Here is a 12,581-nt window from a genome sequence, read left to right on the forward strand (position 1 = left end):
GCGAATTTCGGCGCTACAATTCACGCCTGCCCGGTCGTTGTGCCGACCTGGGCTGCCGACCCAATATCCAATGCTCACCCGCTATGGAGCCCGGCTGCGCCGTGCCCGCCATTGCCTCGGAAGGTTGCTCGTGACTGACGCACGTCCCACCGGCACAGACGTCAATTCCCTGACCGACTCGCTGCTCGCTCTGGCCCGAGAGAGCAACGGGCAGCTGACGTCCGCGACGGTCGCCCAGGTTCTGGAGTCGGCGTCGGCCTCCCCCGCCGAAGGCAAGAAGGTCCTCCGCGCGCTCGCCGAGGCCGACGTCACCGTGGTCGTGGACGGCTCCTCCTCCACCCGCAAGCGGGTGCCCGCCGCCCGCACCGCCACCTCCTCCCGGACCACGACGGCCAAGGCCGCCAAGAAGACCGCGGTGAAGAAGACGGCCGCGAAGAAGGCCGCCCCCGCCGCCGAGACCGACGAGGCCGAGGCCCCGGTCAAGAAGGCCGCCAAGAAGACCGCGAAGAAGGCCGCTGCGAAGAAGACGGCCAAGAAGGCCGTCCCCGCGAAGGCCCCCTCCGGCGACGAGGAGCCCGACGAGGCCGACCTCGCCGCCGCCGCGGAGGACGACGACGCGCTGGCCGAGGCCGCCGCCGCGGCCCCCGCGAAGAAGGCGTCCCGCAAGAAGGCCGCGAAGAAGGCGACGTCCCGCAAGTCCAAGAAGGACGACGAGGACGACGACGAGGAAGACGGCTTCGAGTGGGACGAGGAGGACTCCGAAGCCCTGAAGCAGGCCCGCAAGGACGCCGAGATGACGGCCTCGGCCGACTCCGTCCGCGCCTACCTCAAGCAGATCGGCAAGGTCCCGCTGCTCAACGCGGCCCAGGAGGTCGAGCTCGCCAAGCGCATCGAGGCCGGCCTGTACGCCGTCGAGCGCATCAAGCAGCTCAAGGAGGCCGGCGGCGAGATCCCGACGCAGATGCGCCGCGACCTCGAATGGATCGTCCGCGACGGCGACCGCGCCAAGGACCACCTCCTCGAAGCGAACCTCCGCCTCGTCGTCTCGCTCGCGAAGCGCTACACCGGCCGCGGCATGGCGTTCCTGGACCTCATCCAGGAAGGGAACCTCGGCCTCATCCGCGCCGTCGAGAAGTTCGACTACACCAAGGGCTACAAGTTCTCCACGTACGCCACGTGGTGGATCCGCCAGGCGATCACCCGGGCCATGGCCGACCAGGCGCGGACCATCCGCATACCGGTCCACATGGTCGAGGTCATCAACAAGCTCGGCCGCATCCAGCGCGAGCTGCTCCAGGACCTCGGCCGCGAGCCGAGCCCCGACGAGCTCGCCAAGGAGATGGACATCTCCCCGGAGAAGGTCCTGGAGATCCAGCAGTACGCCCGCGAGCCGATCTCGCTGGACCAGACCATCGGCGACGAGGGCGACAGCCAGCTCGGCGACTTCATCGAGGACTCCGAGGCCATCGTGGCCGTCGACGCCGTCTCCTTCTCCCTCCTCCAGGGCCAGCTCCAGCAGGTGCTCCAGACGCTCTCCGAGCGCGAGGCCGGCGTCGTGCGGCTCCGCTTCGGCCTCACCGACGGCCAGCCGCGGACCCTGGACGAGATCGGTCAGGTCTACGGCGTCACGCGCGAGCGGATCCGCCAGATCGAGTCCAAGACGATGTCCAAATTGCGACACCCGTCGCGCTCGCAGGTGCTCCGCGACTACCTCGATTAGCGGCACCGCGTTCGCTGTCGGCAAACGCCGCAGGCGAACCGGCCGCCGCCGCGAGGCCCGGACCTGGTGTGTATCACCCGAACGGGTGGGTACCTGAACAACGCGCCGGGTTGTCGATCGCCGCTAGGTGGGCTACGGTGTGGAACAACTATCGCGACCGCAAGAGCGAGTGAGCCGAGTCTCAGTCGGAACTTGTCGGGAAGGGGTAGTACAGTGCAGGCGTTGAACGGAACGAGCCGGTCAACCGGCTGACAGAACACCCGCGTTGTGCAGATCGCACAACGACCGAACGCAGCGGAGGACCTGGTATGACATCCACCCTGACGCCCCCGCCCCAGACGGAGGAACGTCCGATCGCGGGCGAGCGCTGCGATCGGTGTAGCGCCGCGGCAAAGCTTCGCGTGACCCTGGCCGAAGGCGGCGACCTCGTCTTCTGCGGCCACCACGCGAACCAGTTCGCCGAGAAGCTCGTCCCGATCGCCATCGACTTCACCGCCGACCCCGAATTCGAGTGGCGCGGCACCGACCTCATGGCCTCGGAGAACTAGCGCCTCACGAGACTTCAAGGGCCCGAGCGGAAATCCGCTCGGGCCCTGCCTCGTCTCCGGGCTATCGAGTCACCAGGAGCGGCTGCGCCTCCCGGCTGAGCCGCCCGGACCTGATCGCCCGCTTCGCTACCACGAGCGGATCTCCGCGATCCGCTCCTCCAGCTGCTCGATGGTCGCCTGCGCGCTCGGCGGGCCGCCGCACTTGGAGCGCAGCGTCGCGTGGATCTTCCCGTGCGGCTCGTTCGTCGCGAACGAGCGGGCGCCCACCAGAGCGTTCAACTGCTTGCGCAGCTTCAACCGCCGCTGCGCGTTCGTCATCGGCGGCTCGGCCGTCTGGCGCTCGGCGACCTCCGTGCGCGCGCCGCCGCCCTGCTTCGACATCTGCTCGCGCTGCCGCTTCTGGAGCAGCAGGTGGATCTGCTCGGGCGTCAGGAGCCCCGGCAGGCCCAAGTACTCCTGCTCCTCGTGGCTCCCCGACTGCACCGGCAGGCCGAACGAGCCGCCGTCGAAGATCACCTGGTCGAGCTCCGCGCTCGACTCCAGAGTCTCGCGCTGCCCGCCGAGTTCGGTGCCCTCGTTGAGGACCCGCTGCGCCTGCTCCAGCAGCAGCTCGGGGTCCTGGTCCTCGGACTTCGGCTTGATCACGTGGTCGCGGTCCTGCTCCAGGTTCTCCGCGAGGCTCAGCAGCGGCACCACGCTCGGCAGGAACACCGACGCGGTCTCCCCCGGGCGCCGCGACCGCACGAAGCGGCCGATCGCCTGCGCGAAGTACAGCGGGGTGTGCGCGTTCGTCGCGTACACGCCGACCGCCAGGCGCGGGATGTCCACGCCCTCCGACACCATGCGCACCGCCACCAGCCATTCCTGATCGGACACCGCGAACTTCGCGATCTTCTCCGAGGAGCCCGCGTCGTCCGACAGCACGATCGTGGCGCTCTTGCCGGTGACCCGCTTCAGGATGCCCGCATACGCGCGGGCCGAGTTCTGGTCCGAGGCGATGATGAGGCCGCCCGCGTCCGGGATGCCCGCGGCGCGCAGCGACGAGAGGCGCCGGTCGGCGGCCCGGATCACCTGCGAGATCCACTCCCCCTCCGGGTCGAGCGCGGTGCGCCACGCCTGGCTGGTGAGGTCCTTCGTGAGCGGCTCCCCGAGGCGCACGGCGAGCTCGTCGCCCGCGCTCGTGCGCCACTTCGCCTGGCCGGAGTAGGCCATGAACATGACGGGGCGGACCACGCCGTCGGCGAGGGCGTCCCGGTAGCCGTAGAGGGAGTCGGCGCGCGAGCGCTTCGCGCCGTCGTCGTACTCCTCGTACCCCACGAACGGGATCGGGTTGTCATCGCTGCGGAACGGGGTGCCGGTGAGCGCCAGGCGCCGCTCGGCCTCCTCGAACGCGGTCTTGACGCCGTCGCCCCACGAGCGGGCGTCGCCCGCGTGGTGGATCTCGTCGAGGATCACGAGCGTGCGGCGGGCGAGCGTGCGCCGCCGGTGCACGGCCGGGTCCGCGCCGATCTGCGCGTAGGTGAGGACCACGCCGTGGTAGTCGGTGGCGCTGTGGACGTCGGAGTTGCGGAACGCCGGGTCGAGCTGGATGCCGAACCGCGCCGCCGCGCCCGACCACTGGACCTTCAGGTGCTCGGTCGGGCAGACCACCGTGACCGTGTCGACGGTGCCGTCGGCGAGCAGGTCGTAGGCGATGCGCAGGGCGAACGTGGTCTTCCCGGCGCCCGGGGTGGCGACGGCGAGGAAGTCCCGCGACTGACCCCGGTGGTACGACACCATCGCCTTGCGCTGCCAGACCCGAAGCGACGGAAGCGACTCGGGTGGGGCGGCCGGGATCATGCGGGCTCCTTCCGGTGGACGACGGACCCGGATGATTCTAGGCCGCGGCGGCCGTCCCGGCGCCCGCTTGCCAGCCGTACATCGGGACGGTCACGTTCAGCGCTCCAGGAGGATGGTGTTGGGGCCCACGTTGACGCTGGAGACGCGCATCATCGCCCCGAACTTCCCGGTCTCGACGTGCGCGCCGAGCGCGCGGAGGCGGGCCGCGACGGCCTCCACCAGCGGTTCGGCCACCGGGCCGGGGGCCGCGGCGTTCCAGGACGGGCGGCGGCCCTTGCGGGTGTCGGCGTAGAGCGTGAACTGGCTGACGAGCAGGATCGGCGCCTCGTTGTCGGACGCGGACCGCTCGCCCTCCATGATGCGGAGGCTCCAGATCTTCTCGGCGATCCAGCGCGCCTCGTCGTCTCCATCCGTATGGGTGACGCCGACGAGGACGAGGAGCCCTTCCCCGATCTTGCCGACGCTCGCGCCGTCCACGGTGACTTCGGCCTCGGCGACGGTCTGCACCACTGCTCTCATGCCCCCGATCCTCCCCTATGGCGCAGGCGTACGCTCGAAGGGTGGGTCGGCGTGAGAAGACAGCGGTCATCACCGATGCGGCCATCTCCCTTGAAGAGGAGCGCCGGTACCGGACGATCCGCTATGTCGTGATGATGTCGATCCGCGCGTTCCTGGTGATCCTCCTGGGCATTCTCGTCATGCTCGACGTGCCGCTGCTGTGGCTGTGGCTGCTGTTCGGCGTCGCGGGCATGGCGGTGCTGCCGTGGCTGGCGGTGCTCCTGGCGAACGACCGGGTCGTCAGGCGCCCCGGGAGCTTCTTCCACCGCCAGCGCCGGGCCGAGACGCTCCAGGCGCCCGACAGGCCCATGATCGATTCCGAGTGAGGGCCCGCCGCGTGGCAATATTGACGGATATTGCCCGCGCGATGAGGAGTGAGTCAACGTGAGCGGACTTCCCGAGACCGGCACCGGCGGCCTGGACGGCGGCGGTTCCACCCTGCTCGAAGAGCAGACCCAGACCCAGCCGAACTACACCTACGAGGACGGCGACGAGGAGCGCTTCTCGCACTACGTCCCGAAGGACAAGCTCATGGCCGCGATGGTCGACGGCGTCCCGGTGAAGGCCCTGTGCGGCAAGATGTGGGTCCCCTCGCGCGACCCCGACCGGTTCCCGATCTGCCCGCAGTGCAAGGACATCTACGAGAAGATGAAGGCCTAGCGCGGACCGCGGCTCCCGCCTTCCCCCCGGAGCACCGGTGTGACGCGGCGCTGCCTGCTATAACGCACGTGTGGTCACTGCAATCTCGGGATTCGAGCCGACGAGCCTGAGCCTCGTCGCGGAGCTCATCGGCACCGCGGTGTTCGCCGCCTCCGGCGCGAGCGCCGCGGTCGGCAAGCGCCTCGACCTGTTCGGGGTGGTCGTGATCGGGACGCTGTGCGCGCTCGGCGGCGGCGCCGTGCGCGACATCCTCATCGACGCCAAGCCCCTGGTGCTCACCGACTGGCGGTACCCCCTCGTCGCCGTCCTCGCGTCGCTCGTCGTGTTCCGGTTCCACCCCGCGCTGTCGCGGATGCGCCCCACGATGCTGGTCCTCGACGCGGCCGGGCTCGCGCTGTTCACCGTGGTCGGGACGCTGAAGGGCCTCGACTACGGCTTCGCGGTCTACGCGGCTTGCATCGTCGGAGTACTCTCCGGTATCGGCGGCGGCATCCTGCGCGACGTGCTCGTCCAGGAGATCCCCGCGGTCCTGCGCGAGGACTTCTACGCGATGGCCGCGGTGATCGGCGCGATCATCGTGTCGGTGGGCGCGCGGTGGGAGTCGCAGATCGGGCACTGGACGCTCATGCTGATCGCCATCGCGACGATCTTCGTTGTACGGATGGTGGCCATCAGGTATCGCTGGCAGGCCCCGAAGCCGAATATCTGATCGTGTCTCCCGGGTTCGTGCCACCCTTCGAGCCGGGGGATCGCAACGCTCGAAATCCGCTGCAAGCTGGTACTCCTCAGCCCGGTGCCCGCCGGGCGCGGTGCGGGGCCCCTCCCGCACGGGGGGATTGCAGCGAAAGGCGAAACCGATGGCACCTGTCGACAGCATCCGTCAGCGACCGGCCCAGCGACCGGCGCAGCGCGCGACCGAGTACTCCGGCGACCCCGTGCGCGCCTATCTCAACGGCATCGGCAAGCACCGCCTCCTCACCGCGTGCGAGGAGGTCGAGTGCGCGAAGGCCATCGAGGCCGGCCTCATGGCCGAGTGCCGCATCTCCGAGACCACCGACCCCGACCTGCGCAGCGACCTGGCCCGCGTCGCCGCCGACGGCCGCGCCGCCAAGCAGCGGATGCTGGAGTCGAACCTGCGCCTGGTCGTGTCCGTGGCGAAGCGCTACTCCGGCGCCGGGATGAGCCTGCTGGACCTGATCCAGGAGGGGAACCTGGGCCTGATCCGCGCGGTCGAGAAGTTCGACTACCAGAAGGGCTACAAGTTCTCCACGTACGCCACGTGGTGGATCCGCCAGGCCATCAACCGGGCCGTCACCGACCAGTCCCGCACGATCCGCGTCCCCGCCCACACGGTGGACCAGATCAAGCGGATGAACCGGGTGCGCCAGGACCTCATGGCCGAGCTGGGCCGCGAGCCCCGCTACGAGGAGATCGCCCGCGAGCTCGACACGACCCCGGGCAAGGTCCTGGAGCTCATGTCCTACGACCGCGAGCCGGTGAGCCTCGACCAGACCGTCGGCGAGGACGACTCCACGGCCCTCGGCGACCTCGTCGCGCACCTGCCGCGCGAGAACGCCGGCGACGACGCGGTCTCCTACGCGCTGCTGCGCCGCCACATCGCGAACGTCCTCGCCTCCCTCCCCGAGCGGGAACAAACCGTCCTCCGCCTGCGTTTCGGCATCGACGACGGGCGCCAGCGCACCCTCGAAGAGGTCTCCGCGGACTTCGGTCTCTCCCGCGAGCGGGTCCGCCAGATCGAGAAGAACGCGCTGCACCGCCTCCGCCAGCCCGACTACGCGGGTCGGCTCGCCGACTATGTGGCCTGATCGCCGTATACCATTGGTGCAGACAGGGGGTCTGGCGGCTACTTGACCCACCCCGCCCGGTGCCCTGCGGGCGGACAGAGTGAAGGAACGAAGCTGTGACCACGGACCTCGTCGACACCACCGAGATGTACCTGCGCACCATCCTCGAACTGGAGGAGGAGGGCGTCCCCGCGCTGCGCGCCCGGATCGCCGAGCGGCTGGAGCAGAGCGGTCCGACGGTCTCGCAGACCGTCGGCCGGATGCAGCGCCACGGCCTGCTGAACGTGAAGAGCGACCGGCACCTGGAGCTCACCGAGGAGGGCCGCCGCCAGGCGGTCGCGGTGATGCGCAAGCACCGGCTCGCCGAGCGGCTCCTGGTCGACGTCATCGGGATGTCCTACACCGAGGCGCACGACGAGGCGTGCAAGTGGGAGCACGTCATGAGCGACACCGTCGAGAAGCGCGTGTACGAGCTGCTCAAGCACCCCACCCGGTCGCCGTACGGGAACACGATCCCCGGCCTGGGCGAGCTGGACGCGAACGCGCCGTCCGACGCGCACGAGGCCGACGAGCGGCCCATGAGCGTGGTCTCCGCGGGCGCGAAGGTGCGCGTGACGCGCCTGTGCGAGTCGGCGCAGACCCACCCGGACCTGCTGAACGCGCTGCACGAGGCGGGCGTGGACCCGGGCGCCGAGATCGCGGTGGACCGCCAGGAGGGGCAGGTCGCGGTGACCTCCGCGACGCAGACCCTGCGCCTGTCGGTGGACGACGCCGCGAAGATCTTCGCCGTTCCTGTCGTTTAGTCCGTTTCCGTTGCGGCGCAAGCCGTTTCACCGGCACTACGGTGTGTTTCGAGCACCTGACCGAGTCTTGACCACCGGACTACCGGGTAGTAGGCTGGCCAAAGCGTTGGAAACGGTTTCAACCGCGCGGCAGCTCCGCTGCCGGAGCCGATGGGCTGAAACCCCCGAACTGCACTCCGCACCTGAGCGCCCTCCTTGCACCCCCGGCAAGGAGGGCGCTCGCGTTCAGGAGAGGAACGGCCGCCGGACCACAGGTCCGGCGGCCGTTTCGGGTCTTCGCGGGTTATCCGGCGGCCTCGGCGTGGGCCGTCGAGACGCCGACGGCGAGCTGCGCGAAGCCGTCCACGAGGCCCTCGACCACGGCCGCGTCGGTGCCGGCGGGCGTGGTGTAGCGCATCTCGAAGATGGTGCCGCCCTCGTACCAGCCCATCTCCAGGGCCGGGCCCGCGCCGGTGTCCTCGGTGTGGACGACCCAGTAGGCGGCCTCGCCGAGGCCGGAGACCTCCGAGGTGCCGTCGGCGAGCTCGTCCTCGTAGACGTCCACGGTGGCCTCGGTGCCGATGATGAACAGCGTCAGGTCCGGGTAGGCGGCCTCGCCGGTCTGGACGGCGCAGGTGAGCTGCGCGGGCGCGTCCTCCCCCGCGTCCTCGCCGGGCCCGCCCGAGGCGAACCGGAAGTCCTCGCCGGTCGTGGAGTTGAGGAGGTCGGAGTCGATGTACGGGCAGGCGCCCGCGGCGTCGGCGAGGTCGAGCTCCACGGGCTCGGTGTCCTCCGCGGAGGCGGTCTCCTCGTTGGCGGCCGTGTCGAGCGGGCCCTCGTCCTCGGGCGCCTCGTCGCTGCACGCGCCGAGCGCGAAGAGGAGCGCCGCCGGGGCGGCGATCAGGAGTCGCTTCATGATTCCTCCCCGCGGGCGACCTCGCGGCCCCGTGAGGCCCAGTCGCTCCAGGATCCGATGTACACCGGCGGCGTCGGCAGCCCGGCGGCGGTGACGGCGAGCGCGCTGCGGGCCGCGCCGACCCCGGAGCCGCAGTAGAACGCGGGCTCGGGGAGGGACTCGTAGCGGGCGCGGAGGCGATCGACGTCGGCGAGGTCGTCTTCGCCGAGGAACCGGTTGATCGCGCCGGGGATGTGCCCGGCGACGGGGTCGACGGGCTCCATCTCGCCGCGGTACCGCTCGGGGCTGCGCACGTCGACGAGGCTGTGCTCGGCGGCCCAGGCGGCGGCGCCGTCGGCGTCGAGCACGGGCATCCCGCCGGGGCGCACCGTGACGTTTCCTTCAGGCCGCTGCGGCACCTGCGTCTCCAGGGGGAGCCCGGCCGCGTTCCAGGCGGCGAGTCCGCCGGCGAGGACGCGCACGTCCTCGATCCCGGCCCAGCGGAGCGTCCACCAGGTGCGGGCGGCGGACATGCCGTCGCCGCCGTCGTAGACGAGCACGGGCGTGCCGTCGTCGATCCCCGCGGCGCGCAGGACCGCTTGGAGCGCTTCGGGTTCGGGCAGCGGATGGCGGCCGCCGACGGGGCCGACCTTCCCGCAGACGTCCCGGTCGAAGTCGAGCCAGACGGCCCCGGGCAGGTGCCCGGCGGCGTACTCGGCTTCCTTGGAGTCGCCGCCGAGCGTCCACCGGACGTCGATGCGGACCGCGTCGGTCCAGGCGGCGGCCTCGACAGCGTCGATGATCGGCCTCATGGGTCCCAGGTTATAGGAGGTGCGCGTTCGGCTCTTCGGCCGCCGCCGCGAATTCGGGCATCACGGTCACCGCGACGCCGTGCTCCCGCAGGAAGGCGTCCCCGCCGGGCGCGGACACGAAGTTCGCGGGCTCGGGCATGGCGTACGCGACGCGCGCGACCCCGGCGTCGGCGAGCAGGTGCGCGCACGGCCGCGGCCGGGAGGCGCGGCGCGCGCACGGCTCCATGGACGAGTAGGCGACCGCGCCGCGGGCGGCGGGCCCGGCCTGGCGCAGCGCGACCTCCTCTGCGTGGTCGTGCGGGCCCTCGGCGCGCGACCAGCCCTCGCCGACGACGCGCCCGTCCGCGACGATCACCGCGCCGACGCTGAACGCGGTCGCCGACGGCGGGCAGCGCAGCGCCAGGTCGCAGGCGCGGCGCATCCACGCGGCGTCGTCCGCATCGGACCTGTTGGCGGCGTTCGGGGGCGGGCTCTTCGGGTGCTGCACGGGGCCTACCGTACCGGGAGGATTCGCGACAGGGCGGCAGCCCGCGTTCCTTGCCGCTTGCCGATACCATGTGGGAGTCCCCCGACACTCCAGTCACGGTTCCGTGCGCGCGGCGCAGTCCCGACAGTCGTCTTCGAGTTGAGGTGCAGCAGTTTTGGCCGTCCAGTCCCCTCCAGCCCCGACCCAGGCGCCGCCTGCCGCGGGACCGCCCGCGCCCGGCGCGGCGCCCGGGCGGTGGACCGACCGGGTCGCGGCCGCGCTGCGGCAGACGCCCGGCCAGCTGCGGGGCGTCCTCGCGGTCCTCGCGGTCCTCATCCTCGGCGCCGGGGTCACCGGCATGACCTCGATCCTCGCGAAGTCCGCGGTCATCGAGGAGACCACCAGCCAGTCCGGGCGCCTCTCGGTGGCCGCGCTCCAGCTGTACCAGGCGCTCTCGCAGGCCGACGCGACGGCGGCGTCCTCGTACCTGACGGCGGGCACGCCCTCGGAGTCGATGAACGAGGCGTACCGGACCGCGCTGCGCGACGCCACGGTCGCGCTCGCGACCGCCGCGGGCGAGGTCGAGCATGCTGAGGACGTCGAGCTCGTGGCCCAGCTCAACGCCCGCCTCCCCGTGTACACGGGCCTGGTCGAGTCGGCGCGCACGTTCAACCGCCTCGGCGAGCCCGTCGGCGCGACGTACCAGGAGCAGGCCTCGACGCTCATGCGCCAGGAGATGCTCCCGTCGGCGCACACGCTCCAGGAGAACGCGCTCGCGCAGCTCACCGAGTCGCGCGACGGCGCCGCGGCGTTCCCGTGGGCCGCCGCCGCGCTCGTGATCGCCGCGCTCGGCACGCTCGTGTGGGCGCAGCTGTGGCTCACCCGCAAGACCAACCGCACGTTCAACCTCGGGCTCGTGGGCGCCACGGTCCTGCTCGTGGTGTTCGCCGGCTGGCTGGCGATGGCGTCGCTGGCGTCGGCGAGCCACACGTCCCGGTCCCACGAGGAGGGCTCGCGGCCGCTCGAACTGCTCGCGCAGGCCGAGATCGCGGCCCAGCAGGCCCGCGCCGAGGAGTCGCTGCTGCTCATCGCCCGCGGCGAGGCCCCCGAGGCGGCCGACCGGTACGCCGAGCACATCGAGGAGCTGACCTCCGACGGCGGCCTGCTCGACCAGCTCGACGACGCGTTCGCCGACGACCCCGACCTCGCGGCGAAGATCGGCGACGCCCGCGACGCGGCCACCGCGTGGAGCAACGGCCACGGCGAAGTCGTCAAGCTCGCCCAGGAGGGCAGCTACACCGAGGCCGTGGCGCTCGCCGTCGGCGACGACGAGGCGAGCCTCCAGACCTCCTTCAACGGCCTCAACGCGGCCCTGACCGAGGCCACCGAGACCAGTGCCGACCGGTTCGTGGACGCGACCCTCGACGCGCAGCGGTCGCTCCAGGGCGCCGCCGCGGGCCTCGCGGCCCTGTCCCTGGCAGCGCTCATCTGCGCGGCCGTCGGCATCCAAGTCCGAGTGGCGGAGTACTACGCATGAACCGAACCGGAAGAACCGCCGCCGCGTTCGCCGCGGCCGCGTGCCTCGCCCTCGCCGCGTGCACCGGGCCCGCGAGCATGGAGCCGCCCGTGGTCGACGTGCCGACGCCGCTGCCCGACGGGGTCAACTTCTCGCCCGACGCGAGCCCCGCCGACGCCGACACCTCCTGCGACCCGCTCTCCTCCTACTCCCCCGGCTCGGTCACCGCCGAGCAGGCGCGCGCGCTCCTGGAGGACCCCGAGCAGATCAGCATCGGCATCAGCCAGTCCACGAACCTCATGGGCTACCGCGACCCCGAGACGAACGAGCTCGCCGGGTTCGACATCGACATCGCGACCGCGATGGTCCAGGCCGTCATGGGCGACGCGACGAAGGTCCGCTGGGTGCCGATGAACTCCGCCGACCGCGAGCAGGCCCTCGCCGACGGCCGCGTGGACATGGTCGTGCGGACCATGTCCATCACCTGCGAGCGCTGGGAGAACGTCGAGTTCTCGACCGAGTACTACCACGCGGGCCAGCGCCTCCTCGTCGCGAAGGACTCCGGGATCGCCGGCCTCGCCGAGATGACCGCCGACCAGCTGGTGTGCACCGGTGCGAGCTCCACCTCGGTGGGGAACATCGCGGCGGTGAACCCGGAGGTCCAGCCGGTCACGGTCCCGGACTTCAACGACTGCCTGGTGCTGCTCCAGCAGGGCACCGTCGACGGCGTCGCCATCGACGACACGATCCTCGCGGGGATGGCCGTGCAGGACCCGACGCTCCAGGTCGTGGGGGACGCGTTCTCGGAGGAGCACTACGGGATCGCGTTCCAGAAGGGCGACACCGACCTCGCGCGGTTCGTCAACGGCGCGCTCGCGGCGATGATCGCGGACGGGCGCTGGCAGGACTCGTACGACGAGTGGCTGGCCGGGCCGCTCGCGACGGGACCGGCCGCGCTGACCACGCAGTACCGGGATTGA

General features: G+C 71.3%; 14 protein-coding genes. 9 read left to right on the forward strand and 5 right to left on the reverse strand.

Going from position 1 to position 12,581, the window contains the following annotated elements:
• The first annotated feature begins 130 nt into the window (after window positions 1-130).
• Complete coding sequence (locus B0I28_RS16135; protein ID WP_281260933.1) at window positions 131-1,720, forward strand: RNA polymerase sigma factor; 1,590 nt, start codon at window positions 131-133, stop codon at window positions 1,718-1,720.
• A 308-nt stretch (window positions 1,721-2,028) separates the two neighbouring features.
• Window positions 2,029-2,268: a DUF7455 domain-containing protein gene (locus tag B0I28_RS28490; RefSeq protein WP_091053111.1), complete on the forward strand. Its 240-nt coding sequence runs from the start codon at window positions 2,029-2,031 to the stop codon at window positions 2,266-2,268.
• A 126-nt stretch (window positions 2,269-2,394) separates the two neighbouring features.
• Here the strand turns inward: B0I28_RS28490 and B0I28_RS16145 are convergent, their stop codons facing one another.
• Both B0I28_RS16145 and dtd read right to left on the reverse strand, forming a co-directional pair.
• A complete protein-coding gene (locus tag B0I28_RS16145) occupies window positions 2,395-4,107 on the reverse strand; it encodes a DEAD/DEAH box helicase (RefSeq protein WP_106364882.1) in 1,713 nt (570 codons plus the stop codon).
• Window positions 4,108-4,203: 96 nt separating this feature from the next.
• Complete coding sequence (gene dtd / locus B0I28_RS16150; RefSeq protein ID WP_106364883.1) at window positions 4,204-4,626, reverse strand: D-aminoacyl-tRNA deacylase; 423 nt, start codon at window positions 4,624-4,626, stop codon at window positions 4,204-4,206.
• Window positions 4,627-4,667: 41 nt separating this feature from the next.
• Between dtd and B0I28_RS16155 the strand changes: the two genes are divergently transcribed.
• The 5 genes from B0I28_RS16155 (at window position 4,668) to B0I28_RS16175 (ending at window position 7,933) form a co-directional block, all read left to right on the forward strand.
• Window positions 4,668-4,991 (forward strand): DUF3099 domain-containing protein, encoded by a 324-nt coding sequence (locus tag B0I28_RS16155; RefSeq protein ID WP_245889001.1) that lies wholly within the window; start codon window positions 4,668-4,670, stop codon window positions 4,989-4,991.
• A gap of 58 nt (window positions 4,992-5,049) precedes the next feature.
• Entirely contained in the window at window positions 5,050-5,325 is a 276-nt protein-coding gene (locus B0I28_RS16160) for a DUF3039 domain-containing protein (RefSeq protein ID WP_245889002.1), read from the forward strand.
• Window positions 5,326-5,395: 70 nt separating this feature from the next.
• Window positions 5,396-6,034: a trimeric intracellular cation channel family protein gene (locus tag B0I28_RS16165; RefSeq protein WP_245889003.1), complete on the forward strand. Its 639-nt coding sequence runs from the start codon at window positions 5,396-5,398 to the stop codon at window positions 6,032-6,034.
• A gap of 148 nt (window positions 6,035-6,182) precedes the next feature.
• A complete protein-coding gene (locus B0I28_RS16170) occupies window positions 6,183-7,151 on the forward strand; it encodes a sigma-70 family RNA polymerase sigma factor (RefSeq protein WP_106364885.1) in 969 nt (322 codons plus the stop codon).
• Window positions 7,152-7,246: 95 nt separating this feature from the next.
• Window positions 7,247-7,933, forward strand: a complete 687-nt coding sequence (locus tag B0I28_RS16175) for a metal-dependent transcriptional regulator (RefSeq protein WP_106364886.1) — start codon at window positions 7,247-7,249, stop codon at window positions 7,931-7,933.
• Between the two features lie 283 nt (window positions 7,934-8,216).
• Here the strand turns inward: B0I28_RS16175 and B0I28_RS27295 are convergent, their stop codons facing one another.
• The 3 genes from B0I28_RS27295 to B0I28_RS16190 are packed head-to-tail and all read right to left on the reverse strand — an operon-like array spanning window position 8,217 to window position 10,106.
• Window positions 8,217-8,828 (reverse strand): hypothetical protein, encoded by a 612-nt coding sequence (locus tag B0I28_RS27295; RefSeq protein ID WP_181245817.1) that lies wholly within the window; start codon window positions 8,826-8,828, stop codon window positions 8,217-8,219.
• Complete coding sequence (locus B0I28_RS16185) at window positions 8,825-9,619, reverse strand: sulfurtransferase (RefSeq protein WP_106364887.1); 795 nt, start codon at window positions 9,617-9,619, stop codon at window positions 8,825-8,827. Before B0I28_RS16185 ends, B0I28_RS27295 begins: the two co-directional genes overlap by 4 nt.
• A gap of 10 nt (window positions 9,620-9,629) precedes the next feature.
• A complete protein-coding gene (locus B0I28_RS16190) occupies window positions 9,630-10,106 on the reverse strand; it encodes a deaminase (RefSeq protein WP_219926802.1) in 477 nt (158 codons plus the stop codon).
• 154 nt (window positions 10,107-10,260) lie between these two features.
• Between B0I28_RS16190 and B0I28_RS16195 the strand changes: the two genes are divergently transcribed.
• Window positions 10,261-11,622, forward strand: a complete 1,362-nt coding sequence (locus B0I28_RS16195; RefSeq protein WP_106364888.1) for a hypothetical protein — start codon at window positions 10,261-10,263, stop codon at window positions 11,620-11,622.
• Complete coding sequence (locus tag B0I28_RS16200; RefSeq protein WP_106364889.1) at window positions 11,619-12,581, forward strand: glutamate ABC transporter substrate-binding protein; 963 nt, start codon at window positions 11,619-11,621, stop codon at window positions 12,579-12,581. The genes B0I28_RS16195 and B0I28_RS16200 overlap by 4 nt, the downstream gene beginning before the upstream one ends.

Origin of the sequence: Glycomyces artemisiae, from assembly GCF_003002955.1 — a bacterium.
In the GTDB taxonomy this organism is placed as follows: Bacteria; Actinomycetota; Actinomycetes; order Mycobacteriales; family Micromonosporaceae; genus Glycomyces; species Glycomyces artemisiae.